Genomic DNA, 17023 nt, shown 5'->3' on the forward strand with positions numbered 1-17023 from the left:
CGATTAGCCTAAAATCTCTCAACACTTGCAACGGAGTTGTAATTATATGGATAAAGAGTGCCTTGTAATTTTTCTAGGTGGCTATGAACACTTAGCAAAAGTTGTAACTACGCTTGATGCCATCAAATTCTCTTCAACAATAAAATTTGGCAATGATGAATATACCCTCATGCCAAATGGATATGGAAATACACCTCGAATCTTCTTTTATGTACACACTGAACTGAGTGAAGACATCATTAGAGAAATGAAAAATATGGTGAAACTTTCTATTGATAAAAAATGGTTTGAAATTGGTGGTGAATAATGGCGTTAGAAGTATTTATTGATATTTGTGGAGTCTCAGCAACAACACGAGAGATAGACAGGGAATGGGTAACCGGACTCGTTAACAGAGCAAAAGACCGCAAATCTAAGGTATGGGTGTCTGTGATTGTCCGAGATTTGAAGCAAGATATTAACATTCGGCTTGCATGCGGTAGTGCACCAAGAATAGCAACAACCACAAACAGCCCAAGACGAAAGCCGCTAACCCAGCTCGAAAGTAAGCTGACGGATCTCTGGTTTATGTTCCGGTGCGAAGGTGGGAACGTTAACGTTCAGGGCGTATGTGATTTTATCCGCTACCTCGAAGGGTGTCAGAGACGTGAGAGTGATGAAAAGCTAAAAAAGGATAAGCAGTGGCATTAATTATTTCCATTGATTGCTGTGGAGTAGTCATTGATTCATTAGAGAGCAACTCGAAAGCCATAAACGCTATTGTGACGAAAGCTCAAGAACAAGGACAAAAAGTGTGGCTACGTATATGCCTAAAAGATGTATCGCAGAACATCGATATTGAACTTTGCTGTGGAGAACCGCCGTCTAACTCTGTGCCACCAGCAGCTAAATGGGGCTCACTCATAGAGAAGAATATTAAAAAACTTTGGTTAGAACTTGGTTGCGCGGGTGAACAAGTGAATGCACAGAAGATCTCTGCATTTTTACTGTATTTTCAAAGCTATATTAATCAGTCCTAGAGAGTAGAACCTGCAAGCACGAACTACCTATCAAGTTAACGTTTAAGAAAGGCGCTGGTGTTCTTCAGTTATCGATTAAGCTGTGGCACTGCGCTTTTAAACAGATGACCTAGAGAAACCTTTTAATGGTAGAGGCATATCAAAAACAAAAGATTGAATGATAGACTAACGTCAAACAACTACCGTTTTTGCTTTGCAACTCTATGACATCAATTATTCAAATCAGCGACTGCCATTTAAGTGACGATTCAAGCTTTGAGAATCTACGTAGCGCGCTTCTTTATGCTCAAAAAGATTCATCATGCGATACCCTTTTGCTCACAGGCGATCTTTGTTGCAACCCCAAACCGGGTGATTACCGTGTACTACTAAGTTTCCTAGAAAAGCACATTCGCGATAAGGAAATATTCGCAATTGCAGGCAACCATGATGACACCAAATTGATGAAGCGGGAACTGGTCGGTAGCTCTATTAACGTAGTGAATAAAGCCAAAATTCATAACCGTGACATGCTGTTCTTAGATTCGAGTGCTAAACCTTTGGATACGCGCCACCCTTTGGGCTCTGGTCGTGTCGATAACCGTGGGCTAGCACGCTTCAATAAACAACTTCGCCATGCGATCAATCCTATTGTTGTTATCCATCACCCTATTATTCCCGTAGGCTCGGATTGGATACAAGCCATTTGCTTGGAAAACAATGCAAGCTTACATGCGCTTTTGGCTAAGTACCGAGTTCAAGATGTTATTTGCGGGCATGGTCATGATGCACTGACTGTAACGCGCCAAGAAGTCACTCAACATATGGCACCCGCTACTGCTTACGGTTTTGACCACAGTATTGACGAATACAACCGCAATGCAAAGATTGGCGTGAATAAGATTCACCTCGAAAGTGAGAAGATGAAGGTAGAGACAGTTTGGCTCTAGTTATTCCCTATTTCCTATCTCTCAAGATATAAAAAAACCCTGCCAAACTGGCAGGGTTTCCATTTCTTAAGAAGATACGTTACATGAGATTAGTCACGTAGAGACGCACCAAACTTCTCAGAAACGTGAGCAACGATAGCGTCAACCGCACCAGCGATATCTGCATCTTCCAGAGTACGCTCAAGTGACTGTAGAGTCAGAGCGATTGCTAGGCTCTTCTTACCTTCTTCAACGCCTTTACCTACGTAAACGTCGAACAGCTTCGCATCTTTAAGGAACTCGCCACCTTGCTCTACACAAGCGTTAACGATATCACCAGATGCAACAGCTTCATCCACGACTACCGCGATATCACGACGGTTTGAAGGGAATTTAGAAAGTGCTACCGCTTCTGGGATCACTTTGCTGTTGATTGCAGACCATTCGATTTCGAATACGATAGTACGACCATTTAGACCGAACTTACGCTCAAGTTCTGGGTGAACAGTGCCGATCACACCCACTTCTTTGCCATCTACGATGATTGCCGCAGATTGACCCGGGTGAAGTGCTGGGTTAGCTTTTTTGCTTTCAGGTGACAGTGCAGCGAAAGAGTACGCTTTTTCGTTAGCAGATAGCTCTAGAATTGCTTCTAGATCGCCTTTAAGGTCGAAGAAATCAACAGTGTTAGTTTCGATATCCCAATGCTCTTCACCGCGAGTACCTGCGATAACACCGGCAAGCATTGGCTCTTGGCGCATACCGTTTTCTGCAGATTCACATGGGATGAAACGTAGACCATATTCAAATAGACGAACGCGTGGCTGTTGACGCTTCTGGTTGTGAACAACCGTGTTCAGCAGACCTTGGATAAGACCAAGACGCATTGCTGACATGTCTGCAGAAATTGGGTTTGGAAGCACTAGAGGCTCAACACCAGGTACAACTAGCTTTTGTTGCTCAGGCTCAACGAAGCTGTATGTGATTGCTTCGTGGTAACCACGGTCAACAAGAAGATCACGAACGCGTTTCAGTGGAAGATCCGCTTCAACGTGGTTGTGCATCTTAAGTGCTGCTGCTGGGTGTTGGTTAGGAATGTTGTCGTAACCGTAGATACGACCAACTTCTTCAATCAGGTCTTGCTCGATAGCGATATCGAAACGCCATGTTGGTGCTACTGCCACCCAACCTTCTTCAGAGGCTTCAACTGTCAAACCTAGGCGCTCTAGGATTTCTACTACGTCAGCATCAGCGATGTGGTGACCTAATAGGTTGTCTAGCTTAGTACGACGTAGAGCAACTTTGTTTGGCTTAGGTAGGTCTGCTTCAGACTCTACAGCAACAACAGGTGCTACTTCACCGCCACAGATCTCAACAAGAAGCTGAGTTGCGCGCTCCATTGCGCTCACTTGTAGTGCGTAATCCACACCACGTTCAAAACGCATTGAAGAATCAGTGTGAAGACCGTAACTACGTGCGCGACCACGGATGTGGTCAGGTGCAAAGAATGCACACTCTAGTAGAACGTCTTTAGTTTCCGTTGTTACACCAGACTCTTCACCACCAAAGATACCTGCGATTGCAAGTGCTTTGTTGTGGTCAGCAACAACTAGTGTATCTGCGTTTAGTTCTGCTTCGCTACCGTCAAGAAGTGTTAGCTTCTCACCTTGCTCAGCCATACGAACTACGATGCCACCTTCGATCTTCGCTAGATCGAATGCGTGCATTGGTTGACCTTGCTCTAAAAGAACGTAGTTAGTGATGTCTACTACAGGGTCGATAGAACGAATACCACAACGACGCAGCTTCTCTTGCATCCATAGTGGCGTTTCAGCTTGAACGTTTACGTTCTTAACAACGCGACCTAGGTAACGTGGACACGCAGCTGGCGCTTTCACTTCGATAGACACTTTATCTTCGATTGAAGCTGCTACTGCTTCTACTGATGGCTCAGTTACGTCAGCGCGGTTTAGTACGCCAACTTCGCGAGCTAGACCACGAATGCTGAAACAGTCAGCGCGGTTTGCTGTTAGGTCTACGTCTACTGTTACGTCGTCTAGACCTAGGAATTCACGGAAATCGGTACCGATTACTGCGTCTTCTGCTAGCTCCATGATGCCATCTGACTCAACATCGATACCTAGTTCAGTGAACGAACAAAGCATGCCGTGAGATGGTTGACCACGTAGTTTTGCTTTTTTGATTTTAAAATCGCCTGGAAGAACAGCACCAACCGTTGCTACTGCAACTTTCAGACCTTGGCGACAGTTGTGTGCGCCACAAACGATGTCTAGAAGCTCTTCTTCACCCACGTCTACTTTAGTAACGCGCAGTTTGTCTGCATCTGGGTGTTGACCACATTCAACAACGTGACCAACTTTAACGCCGTTGAACGAACCTGCTACAGGTAGCACGTCATCAACTTCTAGACCCGCCATTGTAATTTGATGAGTTAGTTCGTCAGTGGTAATCGAAGGACTAACCCACTCACGAAGCCATGATTCGCTGAATTTCATAGTGATTTATCCCCTGGATTACTTGAACTGTTTTAGGAAACGAAGATCGTTCTCGAAGAACGCACGTAGGTCGTTCACGCCGTAACGAAGCATTGTTAGACGCTCAACACCCATACCGAATGCGAAACCAGAGTATTTTTCAGGATCAATGCCTACGCTACGTAGTACGTTCGGGTGAACCATACCGCAGCCTAGTACTTCTAGCCATTTACCGTTTTTACCTTTCACATCAACTTCAGCTGAAGGCTCAGTGAACGGGAAGTAAGATGGACGGAAACGTACTTCCACTTCCTCTTCGAAGAAGTTGCATAGGAAATCGTGCAGGATGCCTTTCAGCTGTGCGAAGTTTACGTTCTCATCAACCAGCATGCCTTCCACTTGGTGGAACATTGGCGTGTGCGTTTGGTCGTAGTCGTTACGGTATACACGACCAGGTGCGATGAAACGGAATGGTGGTTTGCCATTTTCCATCGTACGGATCTGTACGCCTGACGTGTGAGTACGAAGCATCAAATCTGGGTTGAAGAAGAAAGTATCATGGTCAGTACGCGCTGGGTGATCAGCTGCGATGTTTAGTGCATCAAAGTTGTGGAATGCATCTTCGATTTCTGGACCAGACTCAGTGTTAAAGCCAAGTTCACCAAAGAACTTCTCAATACGCTCTACAGTACGAGTAACTGGGTGTAGACCACCGTTCTCGATACGACGACCTGGTAATGTTACGTCGATCGTTTCTGCCGCTAGCTTCGCTTCAAGCTCTGCACGTTGTAGTGCGTCTTTACGAGCTGCGATAGCTTGCTGAACTACGCCTTTCGCTTTGTTGATCTCTTGACCCGCTTCACGGCGTTCTTCTGGTGGTAGTTTACCTAGGCTTTGAAGTTGAGCAGTTAGCTCACCTTTTTTACCTAGATACTGAACACGCACTTCATCAAGTACGACTAGCGATTCTGCAGCTTCAATTGCTGCACTCGCGTTAGCAATGATCTCTTCTAGATGTTGCATCGTTTCCTCATCTACCTATTGGTAGTATCCATAAGGGAGTGATTGGTTTTTTGATAGCTGTACATAGTAGCCAAACCCGCCACCAAGGCCAAATTGAATTATGAAAAGAAGAGGTTATTGAATAAAAAGAACACAAAAACGTAAAAAATGAAGGGTTGCTATGGAATAACCCCTACTTTTTCGTGTTTGTTTTTGCATAAGTAGCTAAAGAATACGCCACATAGATTTTCACCAAACAGTGAAAAAATTGGGTTCTCTGGCGTTCTAATGTGAATGACGAGTTAGTTCGAAGATATTAGCTTTTGCGATGACCGTACTCGGTTTTTACCGTTTTGTTTTGCTAAGTAAACGCCTTCGTCAGCAACTCGGATCAAATCAGTGTAAGTTTGCATTTCTTCGCGGCGTTCTGCTACCCCGACACTGATGCTGCCTCGCCAAGGTTCGAATGCTGTTGGAACCAGCATGTGAGAGATCTGTTTTCTCACCATCTCGGCAACATGCAACCCACCTTCAAGACCCGTGTCCGGGCATATAACAACGAACTCGTCGCCGCCAAGTCGGCACACGATATCATCACTGCGGAAAGAGTGTTTTAGCGCTTGTGCAAGTTCTTTTAAGACCAAATCTCCGGCTTCGTGACCACAGGTGTCATTGACTTGCTTAAAGTAATCCGCATCAATCATGATACAAACCAAAGGTAAAGCTCTCACCTCCTCGTTTCTCCACAAGGTCTTGAGAGATTTAATCGCACTTCTTCGGTTCGGCAGTTGAGTCAACGAATCCGTGAGTGATAAAGCCTCTAGCTGCTTGTTGGCTTGAGAAAGTTGTATTGTCCTTTCATCCACTTTTTCTTCCAAAACCAGATTAAGCTTCAGTAATTCTCGGTTACGCTCTGAAACTTGTGAAAACAGAGCATTTAGCGCATCCAGCAATGGCGCAGTGGATGCGTTGGCTTGCTTTTCTTGTTCATCATACGCCGCCCTCGGTGACATCCCAGATTGAATGGCAGCCACTTGCTTAGACATATTTTGATCAATACCAAGAATGTGGTAAGCCAACCAATGAATGAGGAAATCCAATAACTGCTCAGCAGCGCGTTTATTGGCATCACTGATAAAGCTCTGCATACTGATGATGTCGCTCATAAATGCGCGATGTACTTGGATATGTTTTTCTAGGTGCTCTGGGTGGATCTCGACCTCTCGCATCAAGTTCTCTTCTTCTTTGAAGTGGAACTCGGCATAGCGAGACAATTCAAATAATGCCACTTGAATGTCCGTGAGAGTGATGCTGTTTTGCGCCAAAAGTTCGCCGTACTTGTTGATAAATCCAACAAGATATTGGTGCTGTTCATCGACTTCTTCGATGCCTGTTTCAAAATAAGTGTCCCAGCGAAATGAATTCAACGTTACTACCCCTAAGTAAAACCGGAGGGTTTTGTTAGTTGCTTATCGCATCGCTATCAAAACCACAACAAACATAAGGAATAGTAACGATAAATCTTCCTTACAGCTCTAGCAGCCAGTCAAAATAATGACATGGATCTCTTTGCCTTAGAATTTTCGACTTAACTATCTCCCGCACTAAAAATAGTACTGGATAGATAGCTCGATAAAATCATCGTCTCTTGCGAAATACAAGAGGTCCGTTGGCGTGTCATTTTTAAACAACCAAGCATCAATTTGCCACTTAAAATGATTTGAAATGCGGCTGGAAGCCTCAAGTTTTGCGTTGTACACATCGGTATTATCGAGATCTTGTGTGATACCAGTTAGGATTTCGGTGCCATCTTCATCATTAAACGCTAAGCGAACACCTGCAAAGACATCATTTTGACCAATGTTCTGCGCGTTGTTACCACGGCTATCATATAAATACTCACCGATAAGACCCACATCCCATACCGCTTCAAAAGCCCCCACTATCGTGTATTCAAATCCGGTAACAACACCGACATGATTATCAAAACTATCACGATAAACACTTTCAAGTTTCCATAACCAATCTCCCACGATTCCCTGCACATCCAGTCCAACATGACTCATCAATGCGTAGTAAGGTTTTAGCTCGCCTTGCTCGAATCGAAAATACGGGTCACGGTTCGTTCCATAGACATAGCTCAAGCCGAGATCCCAATCGCCAAACATTTGTGCATACCGCAACGCGACATCTACATGTTTTTCTTCTCGACTCGATTCGTACAACGCATCATCGGAGACAACAGGATCGAACCTCAAACGCCCATCTTTACCCGCGAATGTTCGTTCACGAAAATAAGACAAGATCATCGCATCCAGCGTTCCCCACTCTTTGATGGACGTAAAATGCACCATGGGTTGTCCCAATTTATCTTCACCATCGACCGCTTCTACCGCATCAATTTGGTTTACAACATCCACTAAGTGCGCAGATTCTGTTACACCCCAAAACACCTTGCTGATACCAACACGAAGTTCATAGTCATCCCAATAGGTTAAATACAAGGCTTCTCGAATATCAGCATGCGTACGATCATCATCCATGCTGTCCCAACGATAAAAAGGCGTAAAGGTGAAACTCGCATCACCATCTTGAAGCTCCCAGTAGAGCTCTGGTTGCAATACTAGCGATGTTTGCCCTTTGCTCTGCCCTTGAGCACCGGCAGAGAAAAATTGTCGATGCTCGAAGTTAACCTGACCTGCCAATTCAGCGCCAAGCAAAGACGAAGAACAAAGCACAGCCATAATGCTAGCCAAGACTCGGCCAGCAGCGATTGCCCTAGTCATTCAACCTCCCTACTTGACACGCTTGAGGATGTTTTTGTTGAAGTCGCTATCTTTAAGACCGGTCTGAAACGTCAATTCACTGGTTGTCAGTTCTGTACTCTTGCCCGTTTGGTGATTCATCATTGCCATAGTGTGGGCACGCCAGTATTGATTCAGATACTGTTTGTAATCAGAAAACTCTAACGTCTTTAACAACGCGCCTTTGCGGTCATAAAATTCTACTTTCAGAGGACGATAATGTGCTTGATCTAGCCAAACCACCTGCTTGGTGTAACCGGAGTTTTTATCTGTCGGGATTTGCTCTAATACAAACGTCTGTTGGTCATTCATCGTTTCATCTTTAAGGTAATTGAAACGGTACTTTTCAATCTCGAATGAGCTCAGGTCTTCATAAGCAAACTCACTGCCCATAAATGGACCAGATTTATTGCGTGAAGCGATACGTTTTACGCGTTTGAGCGCGGGTAGATAGAGCCATTGGTCGTCAGCGCCCACCGTGTGTGAATGATTAAGAAATGCGGTTCCTTTAACATCTCGTGGTTCATCAAAGATAGTTAGCCCTTTATCGCCATCATCAGCGACCTCCAGTGATTTTAGGCGCATCAAGCGAGTACTACTTTCTCCTTGAGCATTGCGAAGTATCATTTGCATGGTGGCAACAGAATCTCCCCAGCCTTGGTCACGCGCTTTGCGCTCTTGTGCAATTTCCAACCCTTTAGCTTCGTCAGCCCAAGTGAGAGGAGCCATTAACAGAGAAATCGATAATGTAACGACATTCAGAGGTTTGCTAAATAACTTCATCATATAGTCCTTGTCTTGTTTTCCTTGACGGCACTGTTCAATCACAACGATGCCGTAATGTTTTTCTTCGCTTGTGTTTCTGGCGTTTTAGTCTTTGTTTGCTCGACATATGCTGCTTTATCAAAACGCATGAGTAGCGTTGGCAAGAATAAAAAGTCCACGACCAAGGCGATAAAGATCACGATCGCACTAAGCTGCCCCATATCTGCATTTAAGCGGAAGCTCGACATCGCCAATACTGAGAAACCTGCTACCAATACGACGGTAGTGATCCAAAGTGCACGACCAACAGTGTGGAAGGCATAACGAACGGCCTGTTCAGCATTTTGTCCTTCTTTTCGTGCTCTTTGATATTTCGAAAGGAAATGAACCGCGTCGTCGACCACAATGCCAAGCGTCAAGGTCACCACGACTGACAGTCCTAGATTGATTTCACCGGAGATCAGCGCCCAAAGACCGAAACCAAGCACGGCCGGGGCAATATTTGGAACCAAGCTGATGAGACCAAGCCTTAGCGAACGCAGTGCAAAGATGAGTAATGCAGAGATCAAAACTAATGTAATTGGTAACGTAGAGAGCATACTTGCCATATTGGTCTCACCAATGTGAGCAAACATCAATGATGGACTCGATGCGACCACATCATATTGCGGTGCATTGTCGGCAAACCACGCGTAGATTCGGTTCTCAAGGTCAACTAATTCAACACTCCCTAAATTATCGACGGTTAACACCATTTTGATCGAAGATTTATCAACGTTAATCTGATTATTAAGATCTAAGCCGTACGGCAAAGACATCTCATAGAGTAGAAGGTATTGCGCCGCCAATTCTCTATCTTGTGGTAGTAAGTAGTAACGCTCATCATCAGCGTGCATGTTTTTATTGAGGCGTTTATATACATCCGCGAGCGTTGCAACATGATCTGTCTCAGGCTGTTCGCGAAGCCAATCGGTAAAGTTGCCTATAGCGGTAAGAAAAACAGGATCAGCAATCCCTTGCGACTCATTGGTTTTGATGGCAATGCTGAGATTGGTCATGCCGCTGATACGTGCTTCCATAAAATCGGCAGCTTGACGAAAATCACTGCGATTATCGAAATACTTTACGGATTCATCATTGACTCGATTTAACGGTATCAAGCTTGCACTCACTGCAATAACGATCACTGATATTGGTAGTAACACGTTACGACGTAAAACGACAAAATCTCCTAGCTTGTCCATGAAGTCGGTCCCGCTCTGTGAGGCAGGTTGCTTAACTGAGACTGGTAATAGTGTGAGTAACGCTGGAAGCAGCGTCACTGATAGAAAACAGGCAATCATCACCCCTAATGCCGATAAGTTACCAAAATCTCGCAGCACAGGAGAATCCGACATATTCATCATCAGAAAGCCAATTGCGGTTGTAACTGACGTGATTAGGATGGGCATAAAGTTAAGAGAGATACTGCGCTCTATCGAATGTGCCTTACTAAAGCCGTTTTGCATCGACTGGCGCATAGTTGCAATAACATGCACGCAGTCCGCTACAGCCAATGTCATGACCAAGGTTGGCACATTAACCGTCGCAGTGCTTAAAAACATACCAGCCCAACCAGACAACCCCATCGTTGCTATCACCGAGCCAATAATCACAATAAGAGTCGCGACAACACTTAAGAATGAACGCAGCATGATGGTTAAGAACAACAAAATAACCAACAGCATCGTTGGTACTAAGGTAGCGCTATCCTCTTGTGCTGCGGTCATGAAGGCATAGTTCATGGCGATAATACCAGCTTTATGAAACTCAACATTTGGATAGTTTTGCTGATACTGCGCCAGCATCTGATTAATGTGAGCCATCACCTCTTGGACTTCCGCTGTTTTATCAACCTCCGGCAATTGAACGGTGATATTCACGACAGTGACATCGCCTTTTGCAGAGATCAGCGCATTTTTTAACACTGGCTCTGTTAGTGCGATATTTTTTACTTTCGCAATTCGCTCTGGAGTCAACTCATGCTCTTCGTAAAGCAGGTCTTCGACCAAGAGATCATCTTCAACCGCTTCCGTATGCTGGTAATTAGCCAGAGAGTCTACTCGACTCGAATACGGCACTTGCCACGAATCCACTGTTAAGTTTTGTATGAGTTTCAGGATCTCAGGAGTAAACACCTCTCTGCTATCAGGAGCGATCACGATAGCAAGATTGTCTGTTTTGGCGAAGGTGGTTTGAATTTCGTCGAAAGCTAATAACTGCTTATTGCTGCCATCGAAAAAGATATTATAGTCGCCCCGAAAATAGAGATTCTTTGCTCCGATCGTTGCGATAATAACGAGTAATACTGTTGCCAGCAGAACCCAAAGGCTGTGCTTGGTTGGTATTTTCCCCCATTGACCGGGGCTTGCTTGTTGAGCTTGGTGGTGTTTCATCACACTCTCCCTTTGTGACGTTTCGTCAAAAAACGGAGTTAAAAAAGCAGCTTACGCTGTTCTCTAATTCCAGATGCGTTAATAACGCAGTTTTGGCACTCTAGGGATTAAAAATCCTGATACCAAAACAATCGTTATTGACGATCCGTCAAATAGTGTGACTTAAAAACCAATCGAATAACCGATTGGTTTATACCCTACTCAGCGATTGACTGAATCAAGGTAAGCAATTTCTTCGCTAAATAGTTCCTGCTCAACTCGACGCCAGGTTTTGCGGTAATCCCAATCTGTTGAGAGAGGTAACCACCCTAATCCATCAAGTAACATATTCGCATTGTGTAATACCGAAAACGGGTCTTGCAAACGCTGAATACATCGACTGTTAGATGCATTTTGCGCCAAAGCATTAGAACCAAACGCAATCGACCAATTGGCAAAAACAATCGCATCAGCACCAACAGCAGGAGAGAATTTTAAATCTCCAATTTCCACGGCGTGGTTTACTAATGCGTCCGCTCCAGATATTACTTCTTCTTCCAGCTTGTTCAATTCATTCAGTCGAGCGGGTGAAGCTTTCTCTATCACCCAAGGAGTTTTGGCGACAATAGCACAAGTCGACAATACGGGTTCCATACGGGCGTAAATACGATACCCAACATGCATTGCAATGATCTTTTCACGCGTGTTGCCATCAAAATTTGCCGTACGCTCAAAAAACACCGCCTCACTTTTCAGTGAGTGTATACAAAGTGCAAGGATCACATCTTCTTTGCTGCAAAAATGGTTATAGATGGTCCCTTTTGAATACGGACTGGCAGCCGTTAGCTTATCCATGGTGAGATTAGCAAAGCCTTGTTCTTGCACTAAAGATTTAGCCAGTTGAACTAATTCGACCTCGCGATCAGCGATCGCCTGCTGTTTCTTAGTCAAACCAGAAGCAATTCGGCCTCCCTCTTGCTTGTCATCTTTGTTGCAACCAAAGTTAAACATACTTCCTCGTCCCGTATCCCTGTGTAACTCAAATGAATTGTAACACGAATATGGTTTGCAGAAACGCCACCACATTTCTGACGAATCGTCATAATTGACACTTCGTCATATTAGTTCATTAAATAAACATTTCAAGGGTGAATCTATAAATCACTAAAAATAACTAGAAGCTATATCGAAAGGCTTGGTTTATCCCCAGCCGAAGCGATAGCGTAGCGAATGTCATCAATGAAGTTGACTTCTGTTTGTACAATACCATCAGAAAACGTTACAGGCTGATGCGGACCTGCTATCAGCAAAACATTGGTAAAGTCTGACACATTAAAGTTCTCTGCAACGACGTTTTTAGAATGAAAATCTAACACGGTTTTCGCCATCTGCTCTTCTAAGATAAGTAGCTGTTCTTCCGTGATTTTCATTCGCGATAGCGCTACACGTACACACTTCTCATGTGTAGTCGTTTGTTCTTTAAGGATCTCGGTGTACTTCTCGTTAAGTTTAGAGTTTTCTGCATAGCTGTAATAAAGCGGACCGTGAAGCGTGATGTTGTTATCTTCGTCCACATAAACCAAATCAAGCAGCTCTAGAGCACCAAGGTAGTCAGACATGCTTTGCTTTGAGAGATCATACTTTTTCATAAGAATGGTGTAGCCATCCTTCCCCCTCAGCATTCGAAGTTCTCGATAAAAATCGTAAAGATGCGGAAACTGGAAAAAGACTTCATCCTGCGTACGACTGAAATAGTCCTGATCCTCAGCTTGTAGCTGATTTGCCAGCTTTTGAAGCTCATCGAGGGTACAATCCACAGCTCGACAATACTCAAGTAGCTTATCAAGACCTAGGTTAGTGCTAGTTAAATGACGTTTAAAAGTGGACAACGGCATGCCCATTTTCTCAGATAACTCTCGATATGTTAGCCCTTTGGTTTTGATCGCTTGTCGTAATGCGGCTAACAAGTACTCGGGAGTGAGTTCTCTCATCTACAATTCCTTATGGCAATGTTACAACTGAATGGTATTTGTAACAATTTAGAACCAATTGGCAAGCCATAAGTTCATATTTTTATAAGAAAACAGTGAATTAATATACCCAACATCACATTTAGATGAGCAATACCGCCACCAGAAATGCATTCAGTTTCATTATATCTAATCAATTAAACACATCATAAATACGGTATAACATCCATAGCCCGTCGCATTTCATGCTGATTTATGGAAACTACTCGAATACTTTCGACTTTGAAAGACGTTCATTTTTAGAATAATCACATTAAAACGCACACGCCAAAAAAACTGCATATATATGCAACAAAATAGTTCTATTTCTTAAGGCTGAACTTTCTCTGCCACATTCTGTTCAGTGTCAACTATATGGGAGCGCAAAAAACGTAAATGGATAATAGAAATCCCAACGATGATGAATGGAACATAGATACTCGTTATTGAGTTTGCGATGTAGATCAGGGTCATTTTAAGTTTACCGACAACGCCAACTGAATGAGACCAGCCCTCTGTATTCCCGTCTGAAAAAATACCAAAAGCAAGGTAATACAACATCAGATACAACAGAATAGATTCTTTCCATTGCCCTTGATTCAAATGCCCGACAGCACTCCAAGATACAAATAATGACAAGAATAAAAGAACAAGTAGACCTAAGAAGTCGATAGGAAAAGACAACATGGTCACGAGTAAATTACCTTTAGCTGCTAGCGTCGCTACCAGTAAGCACACGCAGAACGTCACAATTGCATTATTTAAAACTGTATCACGCATAAATTCGCCTCCTTTTTTAGGAGGCGAATTATGAGATAAAAACAGCCATTGACGCTTAGTTAAAAATGGGGAGACGAGCTACCTCTAACGATTTCATCTTTATTGCACATAAGTTTGCAACACGCTGTGCAACATCATACTTTATTAAACGAGCTTTACTGCCGTACCAAAGGCAAGAATCTCTGATGAACCGTCCACAATCGAACTGGTGGTAAAACGAATACCGACAACAGCATCTGCTCCTAGGTTCGCGGCATCCTCTACCATTCGTTGAATAGCGATATTTCGGGCTTCAGTCATCATTTCGGTGTAGCCACGAATCTCACCACCAACAATGCTTTTTAAGCCAGCCATGAAATCACGCCCAATGTGCTTTGACTGAACCACATTGCCCGTCACGACCCCTTTTATCTCCGCAATTTCACGCCCTGGAATCGTCTCGGTTGTTGAATAAATCATGTTATACCTCAGCAAGATAATTAGATAACTCAATTAAGTTACCATCTGGGTCTTTAATGTAAACCGATAGGATGTTACCAATTGCACCTGTCCGTTGAACAGGACCATCAATAACCTCGACAGAATGGGAGTCTAAATGGGAGAGCACATTTGCAATTGGCGTATCACATACAAAACATAAATCAGCACTCCCAGAAGCTACTTGACTTGCCTTAGGTTCAAATTCATTGCCAAGCTGATGCAAATTGATCTTCTGCCTTCCATACACAAGTGCAACACGCCCCTCACCAAAGGCGATGCTTTCCATACCAAGCACTCGCTCATAAAAATCCACCGTGGTTGCAATGTCTTTTACTGTTAAAACCAAATGGTCTAATCGATTTATTTTCATCCCTACCTCTTATTACAACGCCTCGCTTGAGATTACTGCCTCTATTTCTATTGCCAAATCAGCATGGATCAAGGCATTTACTTCCACCAGCGAACACGCCGGCAAGTAGCCCTCATAGAAATCAAATAGTACTGAACGAATCGCCGCGAGTTGACTCATATCAGTAATAAACACCGTCAACTTCACCAGATCACGCTTCTCTCGTTGCTCTTCAGCCAGTATTTGCGATAGATAAGATAAAACTGTCTTTGTTTGATCTACTAGCCCCTCAGCTTGGCTGGAAGAGCCTAACGCAGTCAACCCTGAAACATATAAGGTCTCACAGTGTCTAGTAGCATGAACATAAGGACCTGAAACCTGTGGCAAAAATTCATAACTGATTCGTTGAACCATACATTCCTTCCCTAGCGGTTAAATTTTCGTTTGTTCAGTTGCTCTTTCTAGTCGTGGAGCAACGCCATAGTTCCCTTAATGATGTCCTCTAACGGCTGCGCCTTGGTGTCTTTCCTAGCTCTTTTGCTCGTTATGCCGATAAACCCTACCACAGATTAATAACAAAATGATTTAGCAAGCACTGAGATGGAAGTGAGAAGTGAGAAGTGAGAAGTGAGAAGTGAGAAGTGAGAAGTGAGAAAACTTACGGATAACAAAACAAAAAGCAATAAAAAAGGAGAGCTAATGCTCTCCTTCTCTTAATCCTAAACTGCTAATTAAAGAGCAGCTTTCGCTTTTTCAACTAGAACAGCAAATGCTGCTTTGTCGAATACTGCGATGTCCGCTAGGATCTTACGGTCGATCTCGATAGATGCTTTCTTAAGACCGTTGATGAAACGGCTGTAAGATAGACCATTTTGACGAGATGCCGCGTTGATACGTGCAATCCATAGTTGACGGAATTGACGTTTCTTAGCGCGACGGTCACGGTAAGCGTATTGACCAGCTTTAGTAACTGCTTGGAAAGCTACGCGGTAAACACGTGAACGTGCACCGTAGTAACCTTTAGCTTGTTTTAGAACTTTCTTATGACGTGCACGAGCTTGTACACCACGTTTTACGCGAGGCATTATGCTTCTCCTAAACTAAACGATTGATAACTAAAAAGAATTAAGCGTATGGCATCATACGAACAACTGCAGCCACTTCACAACGAGGAAGGATTGAGTTTGGACGTAGTTGACGCTTGTTCTTAGTAGTACGCTTAGTCAGGATGTGACGTTTTGTAGCGTGCTTGTACTTAATACCACCAGCAGTTTTCTTAAAACGCTTAGCAGCACCTTTGTTGGTTTTCATCTTAGGCATGATGAATAACTCCGCATTGAGTAGGTTTAATAAACAACGTAATTAGGGCGAACAAAACCCAGCCGCTATACCTTTTATCAGAAGGAAAGGCGGCTAGGTCTTAATTACTTGATGAGCCGTTAATTACTTCTTTTTAGGGGCAAGAACCATGATCATCTGACGACCTTCGATCTTACTTGGGAAAGATTCCACTACAGCAAAGTCTACAGTGTCTTCTTTCAAGCGATGAAGAACGTCAACACCGATGTCTTGGTGTGCCATTTCTCGGCCACGGAAGCGAATTGTTACCTTCACTTTGTTGCCTTCTTCAAGGAAACGCGTCAGGTTGCGTAGTTTTACCTGATAGTCTCCAATATCAGTTCCAGGACGGAATTTTACTTCCTTAATCTGAACCTGTTTTTGCTTTTTCTTCTGCTCTTTAGCAGATTTGCTCTTTTCAAAGAGGAATTTGCCGTAGTCCATAACACGACAGACTGGCGGCTCAGCGTTAGGACTGATCTCCACAAGATCCATGCCTGCTTCTTCAGCAGCTGCGATCGCTTCTTGAATCGATACAACACCAACTGATTCACCGTCAGCGCCAGTTAGTCGAACTTCACGAACGCCACGAATTTCACCGTTCATACGGTGTGGGTTTTGTTTTACCGGCTGTTGGCCGCGTCTTCCGCCTTTAATAGC

Annotated in this window: 19 protein-coding genes; 4 read left to right on the forward strand and 15 right to left on the reverse strand. The window is 43.8% G+C overall.

Features of this window, described 5'->3' with window-relative positions; genetic code table 11:
- Nucleotides 1–46: 46 nt before the first annotated feature.
- From NL647_RS18040 to NL647_RS18055, 4 genes are all read left to right on the forward strand, one after another.
- Nucleotides 47–307: a hypothetical protein gene (locus tag NL647_RS18040; protein WP_005445548.1), complete on the forward strand. Its 261-nt coding sequence runs from the start codon at nucleotides 47–49 to the stop codon at nucleotides 305–307.
- Complete coding sequence (locus NL647_RS18045; RefSeq protein WP_253650500.1) at nucleotides 307–690, forward strand: hypothetical protein; 384 nt, start codon at nucleotides 307–309, stop codon at nucleotides 688–690. Before NL647_RS18040 ends, NL647_RS18045 begins: the two co-directional genes overlap by 1 nt.
- Nucleotides 681–1019 carry a hypothetical protein gene (locus NL647_RS18050; protein ID WP_253650501.1) on the forward strand — a complete coding sequence of 113 codons (339 nt, stop codon included), beginning with the start codon at nucleotides 681–683 and terminating at the stop codon, nucleotides 1017–1019. The genes NL647_RS18045 and NL647_RS18050 overlap by 10 nt, the downstream gene beginning before the upstream one ends.
- A 203-nt stretch (nucleotides 1020–1222) precedes the next feature.
- A complete protein-coding gene (locus NL647_RS18055; protein ID WP_253650502.1) occupies nucleotides 1223–1948 on the forward strand; it encodes a metallophosphoesterase in 726 nt (241 codons plus the stop codon).
- Between the two features lie 89 nt (nucleotides 1949–2037).
- Here the strand turns inward: NL647_RS18055 and pheT are convergent, their stop codons facing one another.
- The 15 genes from pheT to infC all read right to left on the reverse strand — a co-directional run bounded on the left by pheT (nucleotide 2038) and on the right by infC (nucleotide 17020).
- Nucleotides 2038–4443, reverse strand: coding sequence for a phenylalanine--tRNA ligase subunit beta (pheT, locus tag NL647_RS18060; protein WP_053050944.1), 2406 nt, complete (start codon nucleotides 4441–4443; stop codon nucleotides 2038–2040).
- 18 nt (nucleotides 4444–4461) lie between these two features.
- Entirely contained in the window at nucleotides 4462–5445 is a 984-nt protein-coding gene (gene pheS, locus NL647_RS18065) for a phenylalanine--tRNA ligase subunit alpha (protein WP_005439802.1), read from the reverse strand.
- Between the two features lie 281 nt (nucleotides 5446–5726).
- Nucleotides 5727–6851, reverse strand: a complete 1125-nt coding sequence (locus NL647_RS18070) for a GGDEF domain-containing protein (protein WP_029791128.1) — start codon at nucleotides 6849–6851, stop codon at nucleotides 5727–5729.
- Between the two features lie 177 nt (nucleotides 6852–7028).
- On the reverse strand, nucleotides 7029–8210 hold the full coding sequence (locus tag NL647_RS18075) for a hypothetical protein (RefSeq protein WP_253650503.1): 1182 nt from the start codon (nucleotides 8208–8210) through the stop codon (nucleotides 7029–7031).
- Between the two features lie 9 nt (nucleotides 8211–8219).
- Nucleotides 8220–8957, reverse strand: coding sequence for an outer membrane lipoprotein-sorting protein (locus NL647_RS18080; RefSeq protein WP_253650542.1), 738 nt, complete (start codon nucleotides 8955–8957; stop codon nucleotides 8220–8222).
- A 95-nt stretch (nucleotides 8958–9052) separates the two neighbouring features.
- Entirely contained in the window at nucleotides 9053–11428 is a 2376-nt protein-coding gene (locus tag NL647_RS18085; RefSeq protein WP_253650504.1) for an RND family transporter, read from the reverse strand.
- Between the two features lie 201 nt (nucleotides 11429–11629).
- Nucleotides 11630–12418, reverse strand: coding sequence for a TetR/AcrR family transcriptional regulator (locus NL647_RS18090; protein WP_009697355.1), 789 nt, complete (start codon nucleotides 12416–12418; stop codon nucleotides 11630–11632).
- 170 nt (nucleotides 12419–12588) lie between these two features.
- Nucleotides 12589–13398 carry a helix-turn-helix transcriptional regulator gene (locus tag NL647_RS18095; protein WP_005445576.1) on the reverse strand — a complete coding sequence of 270 codons (810 nt, stop codon included), beginning with the start codon at nucleotides 13396–13398 and terminating at the stop codon, nucleotides 12589–12591.
- A 348-nt stretch (nucleotides 13399–13746) separates the two neighbouring features.
- The gene (locus NL647_RS18100; protein WP_253650505.1) at nucleotides 13747–14196 is read right to left on the reverse strand and encodes a hypothetical protein; all 450 of its coding nucleotides are present in this window, start codon (nucleotides 14194–14196) and stop codon (nucleotides 13747–13749) included.
- Nucleotides 14197–14340: 144 nt separating this feature from the next.
- A complete protein-coding gene (locus NL647_RS18105) occupies nucleotides 14341–14655 on the reverse strand; it encodes a heavy metal-binding domain-containing protein (protein WP_005443150.1) in 315 nt (104 codons plus the stop codon).
- Between the two features lies 1 nt (nucleotide 14656).
- Nucleotides 14657–15046 (reverse strand): VOC family protein, encoded by a 390-nt coding sequence (locus NL647_RS18110; protein WP_253650506.1) that lies wholly within the window; start codon nucleotides 15044–15046, stop codon nucleotides 14657–14659.
- Between the two features lie 12 nt (nucleotides 15047–15058).
- A complete protein-coding gene (locus NL647_RS18115) occupies nucleotides 15059–15439 on the reverse strand; it encodes a RidA family protein (protein WP_005445587.1) in 381 nt (126 codons plus the stop codon).
- A 317-nt stretch (nucleotides 15440–15756) separates the two neighbouring features.
- Nucleotides 15757–16110 carry a 50S ribosomal protein L20 gene (rplT, locus tag NL647_RS18120; protein ID WP_004727974.1) on the reverse strand — a complete coding sequence of 118 codons (354 nt, stop codon included), beginning with the start codon at nucleotides 16108–16110 and terminating at the stop codon, nucleotides 15757–15759.
- 40 nt (nucleotides 16111–16150) lie between these two features.
- Nucleotides 16151–16345 (reverse strand): 50S ribosomal protein L35, encoded by a 195-nt coding sequence (gene rpmI, locus NL647_RS18125; protein ID WP_005445589.1) that lies wholly within the window; start codon nucleotides 16343–16345, stop codon nucleotides 16151–16153.
- 123 nt (nucleotides 16346–16468) lie between these two features.
- Nucleotides 16469–17020 carry a translation initiation factor IF-3 gene (infC, locus tag NL647_RS18130; protein WP_074050532.1) on the reverse strand — a complete coding sequence of 184 codons (552 nt, stop codon included), beginning with the start codon at nucleotides 17018–17020 and terminating at the stop codon, nucleotides 16469–16471.
- Nucleotides 17021–17023: the final 3 nt, after the last annotated feature.

Origin of the sequence: Vibrio sp. Y29_XK_CS5 (assembly GCF_024181835.1) — a bacterium.
Classification (GTDB): domain Bacteria; phylum Pseudomonadota; class Gammaproteobacteria; order Enterobacterales; family Vibrionaceae; genus Vibrio; species Vibrio harveyi.